Genomic DNA, 17788 nt, shown 5'->3' on the forward strand with positions numbered 1-17788 from the left:
CGATGCCAGAAGGAGCGGTTGCACTGAACTCGACGAGTCGATGGCTGTTGCTCCAAACCTCCCGTGCGACCGAGTCTCAGAGCCGACCGCGGGGCGAATCGTGGTACCGCCACCTGATCTTCGCCCTCGCGTATTCCGTGGCCGTGGTCGCGTCGTTCTCAACCGTCTACTCCGGGCTGTCTATCGCCGTAATCTGGCCATCGGTCGGCATCGCCGTGTGGTGGGCAGCGACTTGTCGCAGATGGAGTGCATACGCCGTCGTGTGCGCCGTCGTCGCCCTCGTGCCCGTCCTCCGCTGGGCTGCGTTCGAGAACGGCTCGGTTCCCTTCTTGGTACTCGTCGGGCTCTCGAACCTTCTGGAGGCTCCACTCATCGCACTGGCCATGGGGTACTTCGAACGGGTTCGACTCACGGCGCCCGTGCATGACGGTGCGACCGGGCAGTCCGGGCCTGGATTCGCGATCAGAACCGCTCAGCACGTCTACCGACTCCTCACCGTGGGGATTCTGGCAGTGGCCCTGTCGAAAGGGGTCTTCCTTCTCGCGCTGACCCAGCTCGGTGAGCCCGTGACGCTTTCCTACTACGCAAGCGTGATGCTTCGGGACCTGGCGAGCATCATCGCGATCGCCGGCTGTGGCCTGACGATCTCCGCCGCAGTCGTCCGGACAATGGAGAAGAAGGCTCTGCGTGAATTCGCCGGAGTGCTTGCGCTCACGGCGGTGGTGCTGGCACTGGTGTTCGGCCTGGGATCGCAGCTTCCGATCGTCTATCTGGTCATGCTGCCGTTGTACTGGAGCGCCACGAAGCTCCCCGTCATACTCGCGACTGTGCATGTGGGTTTGACGCTCGCAGCAACTGTCGCGCTCACCTTCGTCGTGGGTGAAGCACCGTTCGCCGTGAGCGGTGATGATCCGGTGGTACTGGCCACTGCGGTCCAGCTGCTCATCATCCTCTGCGTCCTGCTCACACTGGTCGTCTCCACCACAGTTCAGCAGCAGACCGCGTTGGTCGAGGAGCTGGAGGTCCTGGCGCGCACGATCCCGGACGCTTTCCTGATCCTCGATCAGCGCGGCACTGCATATCCGGTGAACGCAGCCGCGTGGGATTTCGTTGTCCCGTCGGGTGATGAGGAGGGCTACATCCTGCGGAGGCTCGTCGACCTCGACGGCGAACCCTTCGACGAGAAGAGCGGCCCCGGCGGCAGGGCTCTGCACGGGGAGAGCGTGAAGGGGGCGCTCGTCCGACTCGCTGATGCCGCAGACGACGCGCCCGCCGAGTCCCGTCGCGTGTTCATGACGAGTGCCGCCCCGCTGTATCTGAAGGGGGGAGGCATCCCCGGGGAATGCGCTGCTGCTCTTCCATGACAGCACTGACGAGTACCGGATGGTCCAGGACCTGACCCGTGCGCACGACGAGGCCAAGTTGCTCTTCGAGAACGCTCCGCAGGGGGTGGCTACACTCGATCAGTCGGGAGTGATCGTCGCTGCCAACCGTGCCCTCGGCGAGCTCGTCGGCACACCGGCTGACCTGTTGCCTGGTCGCCGTCTTGACGATTTCAGCGTCGAGCCACGTCTGATCGATGAGGTGTGGTGGGGCCTGTCGGAATCGGGCACGATCGTGCACATAGACCGGACCTTCACCACCGCGGGAGGGCGTCGGAGGAATGTGGCGCTGTCGTTCCGCGTGCTCAGCACCGGAGATGACGCGCATCGGTCGCTGCTCGTCAATGCCGTCGACGTCACAGAGCGACAGAGGCTCCAAGACCTCGTGACGCGCATGGCCGAACACGATTCGCTCACCGGGCTGGCCAACCGCCGTCGGCTCGAGGCGGAGGTCAAGCGGATCGTCGCGGCGGGCGAACACGGCGCGGGCGATGGTGCGCTCATGATGATCGACCTCGACAACTTCAAGCAGGTCAACGATGCGCTGGGCCACCATGTCGGCGATCAGTTGCTGGTCGAGTTCGGCCGTCTCCTGACCGAGCAGGTCCGGGCGGAGGATCTGGTGGGGCGGCTGGGCGGCGACGAGTTCGTCATCGTGCTGCCGACTGCGACCAGGGGAGCTGCGGAGGGGGTCAGTCGGAGGATCGCGGAGGCCGTCGATGAACGGTTCGGAGGTCGTTCGGATGAAACGGGCCGCATCAGAGCGAGCATCGGGTTCAGCATGTTCACTGATGCACGCGACCAGGGCATCGACCCGTTCCGGCTCGCCGATCGCCTGATGTATGACGCCAAGAGGGCTGGTAGGAGTCGCACAGCGGGATCGACCACAGCCGACGGTCTTGTTCGTGCGGGTGCGCCGGGGACCTCAGTGGCGGACGTGCGCGCAGTTCTGGAATCCGACGCAATGAGGATCGACCTCCAGCCGATGCTCGATCTCAGGACCGGCAGGATCGACCTGGCCGAGGGGCTGCTGAGGCTCACATGCGGCGCACCGCCGCTATCGACAGGCGAGTTCGTCGGGGTAGCGGAGCAGGCTGGACTGTGCCCGGACCTCGACGTGAGAGTGCTGCGCATGGGACTCGACGTGCTCGAGCGACTGCAGGATCATCGGCCGGATTTCCGGCTGTCGCTGAACGTCTCGGCGCAATCACTGGGATCGGCGGAGGCGCGTGCACTCTTCGCAGAAGAACTGGAGAACCGGCCATTCCCGCAGGGCTCGCTGATCCTCGAGGTCACGGAGACCGCACCCCTGATCGAACTGGACCCGGCGCGGAAGTTCCAGCAGGTGATGAGCGACCTGGGAGCGGTGTTCGCGATCGATGACTTCGGTACGGGGAACGCTCCCTTCCGGTACCTCAGTCGTCTCGATTTCCAGTATCTGAAGATCGCGGGCGAATTCGTGGAGGGCATGATCTGCAGCGAGACTGACGCCCGGATCGTCCGAGCTGTGAGCCGCCTCGGACGGGACCAGGGAATGCTGACGATCGCCGAGCATGTGTCGAGCGCTGCCATTCTCGAGAGAGTCCGCGACTGTGGGATCACATACGCGCAGGGGTTCCACATCGGTGCGGCCGTGCCGATGGATGCGTTCATCAGCACGCATCTCGAGTCAGAGGTGCCCCAGTCTGATCAGGTGATGGAGAAGAATGTCTGAGAAGAAGCCCGTCGTCGCTCGCGTGATCGGCATCGGTGTCGTGGGCGTCGCCGCGATGGGCGGACTGCTCATGTGGCTGGCCGTCGTGTTCTCCGATCCCGCATCGCCGGGCGCGCGGGAAGCCGTACTCTTCGGCTCGTGGAGAGTGCTGTATGACGACTACACCCCGCCTGTCGCGGTGCTGGTCATCGCGCTCATCACGGCGGCGGTCTTCGTCGTCATCGCGGTGGTGGCGGAGCAGGTCGTCACCTCCCGATCCCGTCGATCCGACGACGCAGAAGGTCTCCCGCTGGCGCCGAAGATCGTGATGGCGCAGACCCGCGGGGTGTACCACGGTCCCATCACCGTGACCGTGCTCATCCCGGCCCACAACGAGGAGGAGCGGATCTCCTCGACGATCGAAGCGCTCCAGGCACAGGACGATGGTCCGGACCGCATCATCGTGGTGGCGGACAACTGCACGGATGCGACACCGGATCTCGCCCGTGCCGCCGGGGTGGAGGTGTTCGAGACCAGGGACAACGCCGACAAGAAGGCCGGTGGCCTCAACCAGGCGCTCCGCGGTCTGCTGCCCCACGCGGGCGAGAACGACATCGTCATGATCGTCGACGCCGACACCGCCCTCGACCAGGGCTTCGTGACCGAGGCCCGACGCCGATTCACCGTTGACCGTGCACTCATGGCCGTGGGCGGCCTCTTCTACGGCGAGGACGGGGCAGGGCTGATCGGTCAGTTCCAGCGGAACGAGTACACGCGGTACGGTCGCGACATCCGTCGTCGACGCGGTCGCGTGTTCGTCCTCACCGGCACTGCTTCAGCGTTCCGCGCCCGGGGGCTTCGCACCGTCGCAGAGTCCCGCGGCACCCTGATCCCCGGCCGCACCGGCGATGTCTACGACACTGCGGCGCTCACGGAGGACAACGAACTGACCCTGGCGTTGAAATCTCTGGGCGGCCTCATGGTCTCTCCGGATGAGTGCTCGGTGGTCACCGAGGTCATGCCGACGTGGAAGCAGCTCTGGCATCAGCGGCTGCGCTGGCAGCGCGGTGCGCTCGAGAACCTGGGTGCCTACGGGGTGACGCCGCAGACGATCCGGTACTGGTTCCAGCAGCTGGGCATCGGCTACGGGGCGGTCGCGCTGGGATCATATTTCCTCGTCATCATCCTGACGCTTCTGGCGCGTGATGAGTGGGTCTGGTATCCGTTCTGGATGATTCTGGGCGCCATCTTCATGATCGAACGAGTCGTCACCGTCTGGAGATCGACGTGGGGAGCGCGGATCGTCGCAGCGCTCCTCATCCCAGAACTGGTGTTCGCCGCGTTCCTCAACATCGTGTTCCTCAAGGGGGCCCTCGAGATCCTGCTGGGTCGGAAGGCGACGTGGGGACGCAGTGATGCCGTCCCGGTCCATGCGAACGAGAATGAAGAGCGAGGTCGCCCATGATCCTCCCGGAATCGATCCTCACGACGGACTGGTTCGCGGCGCTGGCCGGGTTCGTCGCGATCAACACCGCGATCTACGTCGCACTCGCCGTGGTCAAGGCGCTGCCCCGGATCTATGTGAGCGACTACGTCCAGCGCAGCTACGAACGGTCGGAGACACGCAGCATCCACCCCGATTCGGAGGAGCGAGGCAGGCCGGGCGCGCGTGATTAGCCGCGGATCGCACTCTGATCCCCGACCGCGCGTCCGCGCGACCGGCGGCTGGACGCCGGTCGTGACCGACTAGGGTGGTGAACGACCCCTGACCGGCCCGATTCGTTCGAGGAGCATCCCCCATGAGTTTCTTCGTCTACCTCTCCGGCGAGATCCACACCGACTGGCGCGATGAGATCCAGCGCGGAGCAGAGGCCGCGGGCCTCGACGTCGTCTTCACCGCACCCGTGACGGATCACCCCGCGAGCGACGCCGCGGGCGACCACCTGGGCGAGAACGACAGCTCGTTCTGGCGCGACCACCAGTCCGCCAAGGTCAACGCGATCCGCACGCGGACGCTCATCGAGCAGAGCGACCTGGTCGTCGTCCGCTTCGGTGACAAGTACAAGCAGTGGAACGCGGCCTTCGACGCAGGCTACGCCGCGGCCCTGGGCAAGCCCTACATCACCCTGCACGACGCGGACATCGTCCACCCGCTCAAGGAGGTCGACGCGGACGCCCAGGCCTGGTGCACGACCACCGACCAGGTTGTCCAGACCCTCACGTACGTCCTGACGGCCTGATTCCCCGGGGGCAGGCGTCAGCCGGCCTGCCCCCGTCCGGCCCGCTCGCGCTCGATGTGACTGCGTGCGTGCTGCACAGCGGAGTCCATGTCCGCGAACAGGTGCTTGTGGTGCCGCAGGGAGGAGAGCACGCCCACGGAGCGGAACAACCGCTCGTGGTCGTCCCGCACGCCCTTGATGAGCACGGTGATGCCGCGCCGCTCCAGCGACTGAGTGAGGTCGGCCAGGACCCGAGCACCGCTCGCATCGACCAGTCCCACCTGCGACACCCGCAGGATCGCCACGGAGATCCCCCGGATCGCATTCACCTGCTCGAAGATCCGGTCCGAGGCCGTGAAGATGAGCGGTCCCTCGAAGCGGATGATGGCGATCCACTCATCACCGTCCTGGGCCTCGCCAGGCAGGTCCTCCCGCCGGACAGCCGTCGACCGCGACATATTGCGGATCGCGACGATACCCGCCAAGACGATGCCGATGAGCACCGCGATGATGAGGTCGACGGAGACCGTGATGGCCGCCGTCACGACGAACGCGACCGCATCCGCCCGCGTCGACCGGACGATCGAGCGCACGGTCGCGACCTGCACCATGCGAACCGCAGTCACCATGAGGACGCCGGACAGCGCCGCGAGCGGGATCGCCCCGACGGGACCCGCGGCGACGAGTACGATCGCCAGCAGCACGAGGGCGTGGACGACGACGGACACACGCGTGCGACCGCCGGCGCGCACGTTCACCGCCGTACGCGCGATCGCACCCGTGGCGGGCATCCCGCCGAAGAAGCCGGAGCCGATGGATGCGAGGCCCTGTCCCACGAGCTCGCGGTCGGGGTCGTAGGGCCCGGTGTCCGCCAGGCCCGCCGCGACGCGGGCGGATAGCAGCGACTCGATCGCGGCCAGCGCTGCCACGGTCAGCGCGGGCAGCAGCAGGGTGCTCACGAGCGCCGGATCCATCACGGGCAGGGAGGGTGCGGGCAGTGAATGCGGCAGCGCCCCGATCCGTGCGAGCGGCGTGGGCACGAGGACGCACAGCAGCGTTACGACGATGATGCCCACGAGGGATCCTGGGATCGCCGAGTGGAGGCGCGGCGCCAGCACCATGATGAGCGCGACGAGCACCGCGGCCCCCACCGCCCACGGCACGTACGACCAGTCAGCGGCCATGAGTGCCTGGCCGGCTGCGACGATCGCGTTCGAGCTGTGCTCTCCCGGCTCGACCGTCGCACCCGAGAAGAGTGCCGGTACCTGCTGCATGAAGATGATGACCGCGATCCCCAGGGTGAAGCCCTCGATGACCGGCCACGGGATGAAGGACACGGAGCGTCCCAGCCGCAGGGCCCCGGCGATGAGCACCATGAGGCCCGCCAGGAGGCTCACCGTCGCAACCGCTGCGACGCCGTGCTGCGCGACGATCGGCAGCAGCACGACGACCATCGCCCCGGTGGGCCCGGAGACCTGCACGTTCGAGCCGCCGAAGACGGCGGCGATGATGCCGGCGACGATCGCGGTGATGAGCCCGGCCTCGGCGCTCACGCCCGAGCTGACACCGAAGCCCAGGGCCAGCGGCAGCGCGACGATGCCCACGGTGACACCGGCGACCAGGTCGGACCGCCAGGTGGAGCGCAGCGAGCGGTAGTCGCGCCATGACGGCAGGAGGCGGCGGGCCTCGGCGGCGGCACCGCGCAGGCGGTCGGCGAGACGGGGAGCGGAGGTCAGGGCGGTGTCAGCGGTCATGGGCGGGGATCTCCGGCAGGTCGGCGAAGCCCTCCACCAGGCGGGAGTCGTCCGCGGCCATCTCGCCCAGCAGAGTGCGGGCGACGGCCAGCAGGTCCGCGACCCGCGGGGAGGTGAGGCGGTAGTGCACGAAGCTGCCCCGACGCTCCGAGGCGACGAGGCGGTTCCGGCGCAGCACGCTCAGGTGCTGGGAGACGTGCGAGGCCTCGAGCTCGGTGCCCTCGATGAGTTCGGACACTGTGTGCTCCTGGCCGTCGGCCAGCAGCTCGAGGATGCGGATGCGGTACGGATGCGAGAGCCCGCGGAAGAGACCGGCCTTGATCTCGTAGAGCGGGCGGGAGGACCAAGTGTGCGGCATGATGAAGTCATCATATCAGGGGGCCGCGCGAGGTGCTTGTGAGAATCGACACTGCGGCTGCGGCTGCGGCTGAGCTTGCGTCTGCGAGTCCGGGCCACGCCGCCTGCGTCAGTTCAGCTGGCCTGCGCCCACAGGCGCGCGGCCGCATAGCTGCGATACGGGCTCCAGGAGGCGATCCGCTCCGTGAGTGCGCCCGGGTCCGTCTCCGGCGCGAGCGCGACCAGAGTGCGCCGGAGCACCGCGTCCGAGGCCGGGAAGGCGTCCGGATCCGTGCCCGCCCGGATCGCCAGGTAGTCCAGGGTCCACGGGCCGATCCCGTGGACGGACTGCAGATCCGACCGCGGCGGCAGCACGTCCGGATCGCCCGTCTGCGCGAAGAGGGCCGCGACCTCGTGGACCGTCCGTGCGCGGCTGCGGGTGAGGCGGATCGTGGCGCGCAGCTCCTCGAGAGGGACCGCTGCCAGCCGGGCGGGCGTGGGGAAGAGGCGCAGATCCGCGATCCCTCTCGGTGCGGTCCCGGCGCGGCTCGACGGGTCGTGGACACCAGCACTGCGATCCGCGCCTGCCGCTGGACTCACCCCGTACGCGGCGATAAGTCGCGCGTCGAACAGGCGCGAGGTCCGCAGCGTCACCTGCTGGCCCAGGACCGTCATGACGACGGCCTCGAACGGCGACTGGAACCGGCTCATCCGCAGCCCCGGCCGCCCGCGCACCTGCTCCGCGAAGAACGGATCTGCGCCCAGGTGCCGGTCGATTCCGGCCGTGTCCGTGTCGAGGTCGAACCAGTGCCTCACTCGGGCGGCGATCTCGTCGTTCACACCCGCGTCGCGGGTCCCGGTCGTGACCGTCGCGCCGGTCTCCTCCAGGCGCACGATGATCGCATATGGGTCGCCGTGGACGTCGACCCACCGGGTCATCGTCGCCGAGGCCCCCTCCAGCAGGTGCAGACCCTCCACCGCGTGGACGGCCAGTGAGGTGCGGGCGGCCTCCCGGTCGAAGGGCCCGTTGGCCTCGAGTCGGATCTGCGCCTGGGCGATCATGCCGGCCAGACGCCGGAGGTGCCGCGCCGGTGCGAGTCCACGAGGTGGGTGTCGACGATCCCGATCGCCTCCATGAGGGCGAACATCGTCGTGGGGCCCACGAACGCGAAGCCCTCCTTCTTGAGCGCCTTGGACAGGGCGAGCGATTCCGGTGATCGGGTGGGGACCTCGGCGAGGGTCCGGGGCGAGGGGGTCTCCTGAGGCTGGAACGACCACACGAAGTCGACGAGGCCGCCCTTCTCCCGCAGCCCCACCGTCGCGTGCGCGTTCGTGATCGTCGCCCTGATCTTCGCCCGGTTCCGCACGATGCCGGCATCCTCGAGGAGCCGGGCGACGTCAGACTCCCCGTACTGCGCGATGCGGTCCGGGTCGAAGTCGTCGAAGGCGGCACGGAACGCCGGTCGCTTGCGCAGGATCGTCGCCCAGGACAGGCCCGACTGGAACGCCTCGAGGCTGATCCGCTCGAAGAGGCCCTGTTCGTCGCGGATCGGCATGCCCCATTCCGTGTCGTAGTAGTCGCGCAGCAGCGGGTCGACCGCTGCCCACGCGGGGCGGGCCAGTCCGTCCTCGCCGATCACCACGCCCGTGTCTGTGCTCATCCGTCCAGTCCTGTCACTCGCATCGTGATGTTGATCCGGCCGGTCTCCAGTCCGCAGCCGTCGGGCGCCGTGCCGGGGTGCACCTTCGTGACGCCGTGGTAGGCCAGCCGGGAGGGTCCGCCGAAGACGAAGAGGTCGCCGGAGCCCAGCTCGATGTCCTGGTACGGCTTCGTGCGGGTCTCCGTGTTGCCGAATCGGAAGCGGCACGCGTCCCCGATGGACAGGGACACGACCGGGGCGAGGGACTCCTCGTCCTTGTCCTGGTGCATGCCCATCTTCGCGGTGTCGTCGTAGAAGTTCACCAGTGCCGTGTCCGGCGTAAAGTCATCGCCCGCGTGCGGGTCGCCGGTCGCAGCCACGAGAGCCTTGCGGCCCAGGCGCACCATCCAGTCGGGGAAGTCCAGCACCCGGTTGCCGTTCACGTCGACGGCCTCACGGGAGTAGGCGTAGGGCCGCCAGTGCCAGCCCAGGCACACGGTGCGCACGCTCATCTCGTGGCCGCGGATCTTCGCCGCCCGGATCGGCACGGGACCCTGCGTCCACTCGTGGAACCTCTCGACGATCCACCGCTGCTGCTCGAGTGTGAGCCAGCCGGGCACGTGGTGGGCGCCCGCGGGCAGCGCCGGCGGGGGTGAAGCGAACAGCTCGTCTCCGAACAGGGTGCTCAACGGCTCCTCCTCACGGCCTCGGCGGCGGTTGCCCGGGTGCGACCAGCATGCCTCATGCGGCCCGCTCCAGGTCCAGCAGCGTCGTCTTGGCCTCGAGGCCGCCCAGGTAGCCGCCCAGGCCGCCGTCGGAGCGCAGCACCCGGTGGCACGGGACGACGACGGGCAGCGGGTTCGTCGCGCACGCGGTGCCGACGGCGCGGACGGCGGTGGGGTTGCCCACCTGCGCGGCGACCTCCTTGTACGTGAGCGTGCGGCCGTAGCCGATGTGGGGCAGGAAGCGCTGCACCTCCTGCCGGAAGCCGGACGACAGCGCGTGATCCAGCGGCAGATCGAACGCGTGCCGGGTGCCGGCGAAGTACTCCTCGAGCTGGGTCGCGACTGCATCGAGGGGGCCGGGTGCGGCGACGATGCGGGGGCTCACCTTCGCGGCGAGCTGTGCGAGGACGGTATCGAAGTCCTCGCGCTCGAAGGCGACGCGGACGAGGCCGGTCGTCGTTGCGGCCAGCAGCAGCGGGCCGATAGGGGTGTCGAGCGTGCGGTAGGCGACGTCGACGAGTCCGCGGTCAGCGGCGGTCTGCGCGAGGCGGGAGCGGAGCCGGTCGAGGTTGGGGGTCTCGACCGGGAAGAGGTCGGTCATGTCGGGCTCTGTGGAGACCGCGGCCGAGGCCGTCGCTGGGGACCGGGTCGTGTCACTGGTGGTCATCGGGCTGCTCCGTCCGTGCGGTGGTCGGGTGACGTTCGTGGCGTGCGATCCGGTGCCGTGGGTGGGGACACGTCCGCTGTGCGCGCGGCATCCGTCGGGGACTGCTCCGCCCGGAGCTGGCGCCGCAGCGTGCGGATCCCGTCTGCGGCGGCGCGGCGCACCGCATCGGGGGTGCCGCCGATGATCTGCGCGGTCTCCGTGTGGGGGAGTCCGCCCAGGTAGTGGTAGGCGATCGCCAGCCGCTGCCGCTCCGGCAGTCGAGCGACGTCCGCCCACACGTGGGCAGTGTCGTCGCTGGCCTGTCCCAGTGCGGTGGTCCGTTCGGGGAGTGTGTCCGTGGGGATCGCGTGCCGCGCGCGGGCGCGGGTGATGTCGATCGCCTTGCGGCCTGCGACGCGCACCAGCCACGCCTCGACGTTCGTGTCCTCGGGCAGATCCGGCCACGCCTGGAGCGCGGCGAGGAAGGTCTCCGACCACGCGTCGTCCGCGTCCGCGCCTGCACCCAGCACGGCGCGGCAGACGCGCAGCACGGTGGGCCCGTGCCGCGTGACGGCCTCCTCGAACGGGAGTCTCATCTAGAAGAGCCTGCTCTCCGCGGTCGTCGGATCCTCGAGGTCCAGCAGCCGCTGCTTGCGCTCCAGCCCGCCGGCGTACCCGGTCAGGGAGCCGTCGGATCCCACGACGCGGTGGCAGGGAATGACGATGCTGACCGGGTTGCGGCCCACGACCTGCCCGACACGCTGCGCCAGATGCCGGTTGCCCAGTCGCTCCGCGAGCGCGCCGTACGTCGTCCTCTCCCCGTAGGGGATCTCCCGCAGCATCATCCACACCTGCTCAGAGAAGGCATCGCCGTCCGTGCGGACCGGGATCTCGAACGCCTGGCGCTCGCCAGCGAGGTACTCCTCCAGCTGGCCCGCGAGGTCCCGGATCACCGGATCCGTCGTCGCCTCGACCGACTCGCCGAAGGCGTCCGGTTCCGGGAGGTGCCAGTGGCCGGGGAAGTAGACACCCGTGAGCGCAGGTCCCTCCGCGACCACGACCAGCTCACCCAGCTGCGAGTCGATCCGCGCGTGCCGCAGTCCGTCCATCGTCCTCACCTCTTCCGGGGTCGTGTTCATCCTCTCGCACAGCAGACGCGTGAGCGCATCGTTCTGTGAGGTCGGATCGTCGGAATCTTCGCGAGGCGCGGTCGTCAGTGCCTGAGAGGCGAGCTGGGCTGCGCCGCCGCCGTGACCCGCGCCCGAGGCCGGTGAGACCTCCGACATCGTCGAGATGACGGGGGATGTGGCCTGGGTCGTGGGCCGCTCGCACCAGGGCCGCGGGTACGCGACGGAGGCCGCCGCGGCCATGATCGCGTGGCTGCGGGATCACGACGTCCAGTCGGTCACCGCCTCGATCCACCCGGACAACCGGGCGTCGACCCGCGTCGCGTCGCACCTGGGCGTGGAGCCCACCGGGGTGCTCGACGACGACGGCGAGGAGACCCGGACCCTGCCAGCTGATCGCGGCTGAGTGATTTTTTGGTCGTGATTGACTGCCCACCGGCTGTGCCTGTTCACGACCCGTCGTCCCGCCCGCGACCCAGCCGATGACGGTGGGGTCTCCCTTGCTAGCGTGGCTGGCGCAGGATCGTGTGCGGCCCGGTCGGCCGTCTGGCGAGGAGGAATCTGTGGAACTGAGCATGGACAAGGGCAACGAGTTCGTCGAGGCGACGCAGGACCCGGCGGGCACCGCCGCCTGGAAGCACCAGCTGGACCAGTACGCGCCCGGCGCCTCCGACTGGGTGGTGGGAGCCGTGTTCGGCGGCACCTACCAGCGGGACGGGCTGGAGCTGCGCGACCGGCAGATGCTCAACATGGCGGCACTCGCGGCGATGGGCGGCACGGAGCCGCAGCTGACGGGACACATCCGCACCGCCGTGGAGAACGCCGGGATGAGCCGCGAGGACGTCGCGGAGTGCTTCGTCCACCTCATGCCCTACATCGGGGTGCCCAAGACACTCGCCGCGATGCGCTGCATGCAGGCAGCCTTCGACGGCTGAGTCTCCGTCGACATTGACGGACCCGGGCGACGGGTCAGGTCGTCGGCGCCGCGGGATCCTCCAGAGCACTCACGACCTGAGGCACCTGCGTCACCCCGTGCGCCTCGATGAAGTGCTTGGCGCTCGGCACCACCTGCACGGGCGCGTCGAGCCCGCGGGCGAACGCGTCGGATAGCTGCGGGACGACGAGGGGATCGTCGTCGGACCGGATGACCGTCACACGACCCAGGTGCGGGCCCGTGGCCGGCAGATCAACTCCGTCGAGGAAGGGTGCCAGACCGTGCGCCGAGAATGCATCGAGGCCCTCGTCGCCCGTGACCGTCAGCGGATCCGCGAAGGGTGAGACGGCTACAAAGGCGCCCAGGCGCGCATCCGAACCCGGTGCATGCTCCGCAGCCAGCCGGGCGACGGCGCGCACCGCCGTGACGCAGCCCAGGCTGTGGGCGACGACGGCGGTGCGGTGATCCAGCGTGCCGATCGCCTCGGCGACCGTCCCCACCCAGGCGGGTTCGCTCGGTGAGGCGGAGTCGGGGAGTGCGACGACCTCGGCGGCAGGCAGGGTCTGCGCGAGCCAGGGGAACCAGTGCTTCTGCGGCGAGGCGCGGAAGCCGTGGACGACGATGACGCGGTCGAAGGACGCGGGTGCGGGAGCCATAGTCCGCAGACTACGCCGGGGGAACCCTGTCGGTCAGGTGACCCGGCCGGTCCAACGGCCGGGTGGGGTGACCCGGCCAGGGCAGGCCATCGGGCCGACCCCGGGCGCAGTGCCCGTCAGGGATGGCTCGAGCCGCCCAGCGCACGCTCCAGCGGGATCGACCCGTCGTGCCACGGGGTCAGTGCCCACACGATCGCGTAGGCGCCCAGGCCCAGGACGGGCAGCAGGAAGGAGAGGAGGACGAGGACGCGGACCAGCCACACGTTGAGGCCCAGGTTCTGCGCGAGTCCGCCGCTGATGCCGCCGATGATGCGCTGGGGGCCGCGACGGAAGCCCATGTTCCGGATGGTGTCGAAGAAGGAGTTCATGCCCTCTACGGTACGGACCCGCACGGCGCGGAACACTGCAGAAGACCCCAGGCCGGGCGAGGGAGAACCCGACTGTCGCGCGTGATGGTCAGCGGTGGTGGCCCAGCCGCTCCTGGGGCTCAGGAGGCCGGCCCCGCGCTCACCGTCGCCGGGCTCACCGCGCTCGACTCGCGCTCGCGCAGGACGGGCCGGACGACCAGATCCGCGTCGTGCGTGCGTCCGGCCAGCCGCTCGAGGATCATCCCGGCGGCCAGCCGGCCCATCTCCTCGCGCGGCTGATTCACGCTCGTGAGGTGGGGCCGGATCATGAGTGCCGCCGCCGAGGAGTCGTAGCCCACCACGCTCAGCTGCTCCGGCACTCGCACCCCCAGCGCGGCCGCCCGGTGCATGATCCGCACGGCCGCGATGTCATTCGCGGCGAACACCGCGGTGGGTGCCGTGGGGCGCCCGGAGCGGATCCGATCGAGGAGCGCGTCGATCTGCTCCTCCATGATCGACCAATCGGCCGCCGGTCCGATGACCCGCGTCTGGTCCTCCAGTCCCAGACGGGCGGTCTCGGCCAGGAATCCCGCACGCCGGGCAGCAGGTCCGGGCCGGTTCGACATCGTCACGTGCACCAGCCGCGTGTGCCCCAGCTCCACGAGGTGGCGGACCGCCTGCGCGGCTCCGGCCGCGTCATCTCCGCGCACCGTGTCGACACCGGTCGCCGCATCCTGCATCCTCCCGATCACCGCGACCGGCAGCACGGTCGCTGCGTCCTCGAGTGCGGCCGGCCGCAGCCACGTCGTCACTGCGATGATCCCGTCGACGCCGAAGCCCAGCATCCGGTCGAGCTGACGCTCCAGGTGCGCGCTGTCGCGCCGGCCGTGGCCGATCACCACCGCCGCACCCGAGGCCTCCGCATGCGCTTCGATCCCCGTGATGACGTCCGTGTGGTACGGATTCCCCAGGTCCGTGGGCAGGACTCCCAGCACCGGGCCGCCCCGTCCGGCCCGCGCCCGCACCGGGTACCCCACGCTGCGGGCGGCCGCGAGGATCCGCAGCCGAGTCGCCGGCTTCAGCCCCGCCCGCCCGTTCATGACCATCGACACCGCCGAGGCCGAGACCCCTGCCGTCTCCGCCACATCCGCCAGCGTGGCCCGCCCCGATCGTGCTCCCATGCCCCCTGCTTAGCACTGGTCCGAAGCCGTCACGGGCTCGGATTGCAGATCTGCAGAAGATGTGGCCGTGCGGTGGTCGCGGGTTCACCGACGGTTCATCCGGGCCCCTGCCCGGCTCCGTAGCGTCGCAGTCATGAACTCCGCCCTGACCCCTCCCGTGATGCAGGACCCCGCCGCCGAGGCCGCCCGGACTGCCGCTGCCATCCGGACTCCTGAGGACGGTCCTGCTCCCGAGGCCGCCCAGACTCACGAGGCCACCCGCTCCGTCCCGGCTGCCGGCACCGCGCTCGCCCCGCTGCCCCAGCCGCGGGCGCTGCTGCTGGACTTCGGGGGAGTCGTCGTCTCGACGACGCCGCGGGAGGACTGGGCCCAGACTCTCGCTGACACCGTCCTCCGTCTGGCGGCGGGCGCCGGGTACGACCTGGAGCGCGAGCAGGTCGAGGCCTCGCTGCGCACCGGCAGGTCAGCCCTGTCGCTGTGGAAGAACGCCTCCTCTCGCCGGCATGAGCCGCAGGAGCTGTCGCCCGGCGAGATCGTCGAGGACTTCCTGCTGTCCGACCTGCCCCGCCCGGTCCGCCGCGCGCTCGCACTGGACGCCGCCCGCATCCTCGCGGCGAAGAGCCGCGCCGTCTCCGACCACCACGTGCGCCCCGGCATTCCGGAGCTGCTCGCTGAGGCCCGTGCGCGGGGGATCGGCCTGGGCATCGTCTCGAACGCGCACGCCGGTGGCGCGCATCGCCGCATCCTCGAGGAGCTGGGCCTCGACGAGTTCTTCGGCGTCCAGGTCTACTCCGACGAGGTCGGCATCCGGAAGCCCCACCCGGGCATGATCCGCCTGGCCGCCGAGGCCCTGGGAACCACCCCGGAGCACGCCTGGTACGTGGGGGACACCCTCGACCGCGACGTGGTCGCCGGCCGCCGCGCCGGCACCGGACGCGTCATCGTCACCCGCGACCGCCGCACCGACCACCCGCCGTTCCCGGTCACCGAGGCACCCGACCTCATCCTCGACACCCCCGCCGGCCTGCTCGACGAGCTGCGCCGGACCGTCCCCGCGGGGACGTCCGGGCACATCGCGGACGAGGGGGCCGCGGCTCCCTCCACGGAGGCCGCCACCGGTTTCCTCGACGCCGAGGCCGCTGGACAGTCCGCGTCCGTCAGCACCGAGGGCGCAGCCGCCGGGTCGTCCTCCGCTCGACCTGCGGACCGGACGGACGCCGGGAGCCGGCCGGGGCCTCGGCGGCTCGCCCTGCTGCTGGACCACGGAGGGGTGCTGACGACCTCGGTCGCAAACCCGGAGCGCGACGCCGTCATGGGTCGGGCACTCGTTGACCTTGCGGCCCGCTGCGGTCACCCGATCACGCAGGAGGCGGCCGAGGCCGCGATGCGCAACGGCTGGGACCGGCACCGGGCGCGCAAGCGCTCCCGCGACGTCCTCACCGACCCCGCCCACCAGTTCGATGAGGTGGACCCAGCCGTCCTGTGGGGTGACCTCGTGGGCGCGGATCTGCCGGATCCGGTGCGCGCGGCGATGCGGCTCGAGGCCGCCGAGCTGTCCTACCTGCTGCACCGGACGAAGGGCACGCCCAGCCCGCGGGAGGGCGCGCTCGAGCTGGTCCGGTGGGCGCACGCGCACGGCATCGTCGTGGGGATCGTGTCGAACACGATCTCCGGCCGCGGAGTCCGCGCCACGCTGGCCGACTACGGGATCCTCGTCCTGCTGGGCCCCGGCGCGTACTCGGATGAGGTGGGCGTGCGGAAGCCCGGCGCCGCCGTGTTCGAAGCGGCCCTGTCCGGCCTGCAGGTGGAGCCGGCGGACGTCGTCTACGTGGGCGACAAGGCGCTCAACGACGGCCGCGGCGGGTATGACGCCGGGATCGGCACCGTCTGCCTGCTGCGCGGCGGCAAAGACGCGGACGCCGCCCTCGACGAGGCGCTGGCCCAGGGATGGGCCGATCACGTCCTGGACGGCCCCGCGGATGTCATCGACGTCCTCGCCGCGCGCCTCGCACTGACCACCTGACCTGTACAGCCCCGACCTGACCGACCCGACCGGACCCTCGCCGACCCGACCGATCCAGACTCGACCGGACCGCCCTCGACCGATCCAGACCCGACCGGACCGGACCGACTCACGGCCGTTCCGACCGAGCAGCCCCTCCCGATCTCTCCTCGCCTGCACGTCCCACCTCCTCGAAGGAGACCCCATGACCACCCAGACTCCCTCCCCGGCCGCCGACGAGCGTCGCGGCACCCTGCGCGGTGCCGTCGACGGCATCCGCAGCGTCGAGCTCACCACGTCGCAGAAGCTCATGATCTTCGTCCTGTCGATGTCCCTCTTCGGACTGTCGAACATCATCCTCGAGATCATCCCGGACCCCTCGATCGGCCCCGTCGACATCTCCGTGTCCTACATGGTCTTCGTGCCGCTCACGATCGCCGCGCTCTTCTCCCCGTTCTGGGCCGCGCTGGGCGCACCGCTGGGCGAGATCGTCTTCACCGACCTCCTCATGGGCGACTTCTCCGGCCTCGCGGAGATCGAGGGCTACCTCCAGATGTTCCTCGCCGTCTTCATCGCCGGCTCCCTCATCCGCAACCCCCGCTCGAAGGGGCAGATCGCCGTGGGCGCGATCGTCCTCGTGCTGGTCGACAAGATCCTCTCCGCCATCGTCGACCTGTCGAAGGTGTGGATCGGCGTCGAGGACGCCGAGTTCGTCGAGGGCCTGCCCCAGTCCATGCTGGCGCTGGAGACCCTGGGCCTGGGCGTCGACGTCGTCATGTCCGGCATCCTCCTGGGCGCGATCCCCGCGGTCTGGCTCATCCCCGCCCTGCACGGGAAGATCGAGCCGCTCATGGGCATGCGGCCCCGCGTCGCGGGGGAGCCGATCCCGGGACAGGCGCAGGCCTCGGGCGTCTTCGTGGGCTTCGCCGTCCTGCTGTCGATCGCGAGCTTCGGCTTCGCGTTCCTCGAGGCCTTCGACATCTCCGCCGGCGCGTTCGAGCCGGACTTCCTCGACATGTTCGGTGACTGGTTCATCCTCGTGTCCATCGTCGCGATCGTCGTGGTGCTGGGTCTGGCGATCCTGCTGTTCCGCCTGTCGCGGACCAAGCAGGCGAGCACGGACCGGTCCTGACCCGGATCGTCTGA

The 17788-nt window shown here is 69.8% G+C and carries 20 protein-coding genes; 9 read left to right on the forward strand and 11 right to left on the reverse strand.

Annotated features, from left to right (window positions below; all coding sequences use genetic code 11):
* The first annotated feature begins 2 nt into the window (after positions 1-2).
* The 5 genes from HGBR_RS18925 to HGBR_RS10230 all read left to right on the forward strand — a co-directional run bounded on the left by HGBR_RS18925 (position 3) and on the right by HGBR_RS10230 (position 5315).
* The gene (locus HGBR_RS18925) at positions 3-1364 is read left to right on the forward strand and encodes an MASE1 domain-containing protein (RefSeq protein WP_083882839.1); all 1362 of its coding nucleotides are present in this window, start codon (positions 3-5) and stop codon (positions 1362-1364) included.
* A gap of 19 nt (positions 1365-1383) precedes the next feature.
* Positions 1384-3096, forward strand: coding sequence for a putative bifunctional diguanylate cyclase/phosphodiesterase (locus HGBR_RS18930; RefSeq protein ID WP_019159247.1), 1713 nt, complete (start codon positions 1384-1386; stop codon positions 3094-3096).
* Complete coding sequence (locus HGBR_RS10220) at positions 3089-4540, forward strand: glycosyltransferase family 2 protein (RefSeq protein WP_019159248.1); 1452 nt, start codon at positions 3089-3091, stop codon at positions 4538-4540. Before HGBR_RS18930 ends, HGBR_RS10220 begins: the two co-directional genes overlap by 8 nt.
* Positions 4537-4752: a hypothetical protein gene (locus HGBR_RS10225; RefSeq protein ID WP_019159249.1), complete on the forward strand. Its 216-nt coding sequence runs from the start codon at positions 4537-4539 to the stop codon at positions 4750-4752. The genes HGBR_RS10220 and HGBR_RS10225 overlap by 4 nt, the downstream gene beginning before the upstream one ends.
* 122 nt (positions 4753-4874) lie before the next feature.
* On the forward strand, positions 4875-5315 hold the full coding sequence (locus HGBR_RS10230; RefSeq protein WP_019159250.1) for a YtoQ family protein: 441 nt from the start codon (positions 4875-4877) through the stop codon (positions 5313-5315).
* Positions 5316-5332: 17 nt separating this feature from the next.
* On the opposite strand, the gene HGBR_RS10235 is transcribed toward HGBR_RS10230, so the two are convergent.
* The 8 genes from HGBR_RS10235 to HGBR_RS19905 all read right to left on the reverse strand — a co-directional run bounded on the left by HGBR_RS10235 (position 5333) and on the right by HGBR_RS19905 (position 11504).
* Positions 5333-7048, reverse strand: coding sequence for a SulP family inorganic anion transporter (locus tag HGBR_RS10235; protein WP_019159251.1), 1716 nt, complete (start codon positions 7046-7048; stop codon positions 5333-5335).
* Positions 7038-7406, reverse strand: coding sequence for an ArsR/SmtB family transcription factor (locus HGBR_RS10240; protein ID WP_019159252.1), 369 nt, complete (start codon positions 7404-7406; stop codon positions 7038-7040). Before HGBR_RS10240 ends, HGBR_RS10235 begins: the two co-directional genes overlap by 11 nt.
* 113 nt (positions 7407-7519) lie before the next feature.
* A complete protein-coding gene (locus tag HGBR_RS10245; protein ID WP_019159253.1) occupies positions 7520-8446 on the reverse strand; it encodes a DNA-3-methyladenine glycosylase family protein in 927 nt (308 codons plus the stop codon).
* Positions 8443-9045, reverse strand: coding sequence for a DNA-3-methyladenine glycosylase I (locus HGBR_RS10250; protein WP_019159254.1), 603 nt, complete (start codon positions 9043-9045; stop codon positions 8443-8445). The genes HGBR_RS10245 and HGBR_RS10250 overlap by 4 nt, the downstream gene beginning before the upstream one ends.
* A complete protein-coding gene (locus HGBR_RS10255) occupies positions 9042-9713 on the reverse strand; it encodes an alpha-ketoglutarate-dependent dioxygenase AlkB family protein (RefSeq protein WP_019159255.1) in 672 nt (223 codons plus the stop codon). The genes HGBR_RS10250 and HGBR_RS10255 overlap by 4 nt, the downstream gene beginning before the upstream one ends.
* A 52-nt stretch (positions 9714-9765) precedes the next feature.
* The gene (locus tag HGBR_RS10260; RefSeq protein WP_019159256.1) at positions 9766-10416 is read right to left on the reverse strand and encodes a methylated-DNA--[protein]-cysteine S-methyltransferase; all 651 of its coding nucleotides are present in this window, start codon (positions 10414-10416) and stop codon (positions 9766-9768) included.
* Positions 10413-10991, reverse strand: a complete 579-nt coding sequence (locus HGBR_RS19900; protein ID WP_019159257.1) for an RNA polymerase sigma factor — start codon at positions 10989-10991, stop codon at positions 10413-10415. The genes HGBR_RS10260 and HGBR_RS19900 overlap by 4 nt, the downstream gene beginning before the upstream one ends.
* Positions 10992-11504: a methylated-DNA--[protein]-cysteine S-methyltransferase gene (locus tag HGBR_RS19905; RefSeq protein ID WP_040364992.1), complete on the reverse strand. Its 513-nt coding sequence runs from the start codon at positions 11502-11504 to the stop codon at positions 10992-10994.
* Positions 11505-11688: 184 nt separating this feature from the next.
* On the opposite strand from HGBR_RS19905, the gene HGBR_RS17505 reads away from it, so the two are divergent.
* Complete coding sequence (locus HGBR_RS17505; RefSeq protein WP_083882840.1) at positions 11689-11928, forward strand: GNAT family N-acetyltransferase; 240 nt, start codon at positions 11689-11691, stop codon at positions 11926-11928.
* A 157-nt stretch (positions 11929-12085) separates the two neighbouring features.
* The gene (locus tag HGBR_RS10280) at positions 12086-12457 is read left to right on the forward strand and encodes a carboxymuconolactone decarboxylase family protein (protein ID WP_019159260.1); all 372 of its coding nucleotides are present in this window, start codon (positions 12086-12088) and stop codon (positions 12455-12457) included.
* 34 nt (positions 12458-12491) lie between these two features.
* Here the strand turns inward: HGBR_RS10280 and HGBR_RS10285 are convergent, their stop codons facing one another.
* The 3 genes from HGBR_RS10285 to HGBR_RS10295 all read right to left on the reverse strand — a co-directional run bounded on the left by HGBR_RS10285 (position 12492) and on the right by HGBR_RS10295 (position 14640).
* Positions 12492-13112 carry an RBBP9/YdeN family alpha/beta hydrolase gene (locus HGBR_RS10285; protein ID WP_019159261.1) on the reverse strand — a complete coding sequence of 207 codons (621 nt, stop codon included), beginning with the start codon at positions 13110-13112 and terminating at the stop codon, positions 12492-12494.
* A 116-nt stretch (positions 13113-13228) separates the two neighbouring features.
* Positions 13229-13480, reverse strand: coding sequence for a PspC domain-containing protein (locus tag HGBR_RS10290; protein WP_019159262.1), 252 nt, complete (start codon positions 13478-13480; stop codon positions 13229-13231).
* Between the two features lie 119 nt (positions 13481-13599).
* Positions 13600-14640 carry a LacI family DNA-binding transcriptional regulator gene (locus tag HGBR_RS10295; RefSeq protein ID WP_040364946.1) on the reverse strand — a complete coding sequence of 347 codons (1041 nt, stop codon included), beginning with the start codon at positions 14638-14640 and terminating at the stop codon, positions 13600-13602.
* A 133-nt stretch (positions 14641-14773) separates the two neighbouring features.
* On the opposite strand from HGBR_RS10295, the gene HGBR_RS10300 reads away from it, so the two are divergent.
* Positions 14774-16663: an HAD family hydrolase gene (locus HGBR_RS10300; protein ID WP_245533323.1), complete on the forward strand. Its 1890-nt coding sequence runs from the start codon at positions 14774-14776 to the stop codon at positions 16661-16663.
* Positions 16664-16847: 184 nt separating this feature from the next.
* Positions 16848-17774: a DUF8171 family membrane protein gene (locus tag HGBR_RS10305; RefSeq protein ID WP_019159265.1), complete on the forward strand. Its 927-nt coding sequence runs from the start codon at positions 16848-16850 to the stop codon at positions 17772-17774.
* Positions 17775-17788: the final 14 nt, after the last annotated feature.

This window comes from Brevibacterium senegalense, assembly GCF_000285835.1.
In the GTDB taxonomy this organism is placed as follows: Bacteria; Actinomycetota; Actinomycetes; order Actinomycetales; family Brevibacteriaceae; genus Brevibacterium; species Brevibacterium senegalense.

Excerpts from the sequence above, each read along its gene's own strand:
- HGBR_RS18925 (WP_083882839.1), top strand. The coding sequence starts at position 3 with ATGCCAGAAGGAGCGGTTGCACTGAACTCGACGAGTCGATGGCTGTTG.
- HGBR_RS18930 (WP_019159247.1), top strand. The coding sequence starts at position 1,384 with ATGGTCCAGGACCTGACCCGTGCGCACGACGAGGCCAAGTTGCTCTTC.
- HGBR_RS10220 (WP_019159248.1), top strand. The coding sequence starts at position 3,089 with ATGTCTGAGAAGAAGCCCGTCGTCGCTCGCGTGATCGGCATCGGTGTC.
- HGBR_RS10225 (WP_019159249.1), top strand. The coding sequence starts at position 4,537 with ATGATCCTCCCGGAATCGATCCTCACGACGGACTGGTTCGCGGCGCTG.
- HGBR_RS10230 (WP_019159250.1), top strand. The coding sequence starts at position 4,875 with ATGAGTTTCTTCGTCTACCTCTCCGGCGAGATCCACACCGACTGGCGC.
- HGBR_RS10235 (WP_019159251.1), bottom strand. The coding sequence starts at position 7,048 with ATGACCGCTGACACCGCCCTGACCTCCGCTCCCCGTCTCGCCGACCGC.
- HGBR_RS10240 (WP_019159252.1), bottom strand. The coding sequence starts at position 7,406 with ATGCCGCACACTTGGTCCTCCCGCCCGCTCTACGAGATCAAGGCCGGT.
- HGBR_RS10245 (WP_019159253.1), bottom strand. The coding sequence starts at position 8,446 with ATGATCGCCCAGGCGCAGATCCGACTCGAGGCCAACGGGCCCTTCGAC.
- HGBR_RS10250 (WP_019159254.1), bottom strand. The coding sequence starts at position 9,045 with ATGAGCACAGACACGGGCGTGGTGATCGGCGAGGACGGACTGGCCCGC.
- HGBR_RS10260 (WP_019159256.1), bottom strand. The coding sequence starts at position 10,416 with ATGACCACCAGTGACACGACCCGGTCCCCAGCGACGGCCTCGGCCGCG.
- HGBR_RS19900 (WP_019159257.1), bottom strand. The coding sequence starts at position 10,991 with ATGAGACTCCCGTTCGAGGAGGCCGTCACGCGGCACGGGCCCACCGTG.
- HGBR_RS19905 (WP_040364992.1), bottom strand. The coding sequence starts at position 11,504 with ATGGACGGACTGCGGCACGCGCGGATCGACTCGCAGCTGGGTGAGCTG.
- HGBR_RS17505 (WP_083882840.1), top strand. The coding sequence starts at position 11,689 with ATGACGGGGGATGTGGCCTGGGTCGTGGGCCGCTCGCACCAGGGCCGC.
- HGBR_RS10285 (WP_019159261.1), bottom strand. The coding sequence starts at position 13,112 with ATGGCTCCCGCACCCGCGTCCTTCGACCGCGTCATCGTCGTCCACGGC.
- HGBR_RS10290 (WP_019159262.1), bottom strand. The coding sequence starts at position 13,480 with ATGAACTCCTTCTTCGACACCATCCGGAACATGGGCTTCCGTCGCGGC.
- HGBR_RS10295 (WP_040364946.1), bottom strand. The coding sequence starts at position 14,640 with ATGGGAGCACGATCGGGGCGGGCCACGCTGGCGGATGTGGCGGAGACG.
- HGBR_RS10300 (WP_245533323.1), top strand. The coding sequence starts at position 14,774 with ATGAACTCCGCCCTGACCCCTCCCGTGATGCAGGACCCCGCCGCCGAG.
- HGBR_RS10305 (WP_019159265.1), top strand. The coding sequence starts at position 16,848 with ATGACCACCCAGACTCCCTCCCCGGCCGCCGACGAGCGTCGCGGCACC.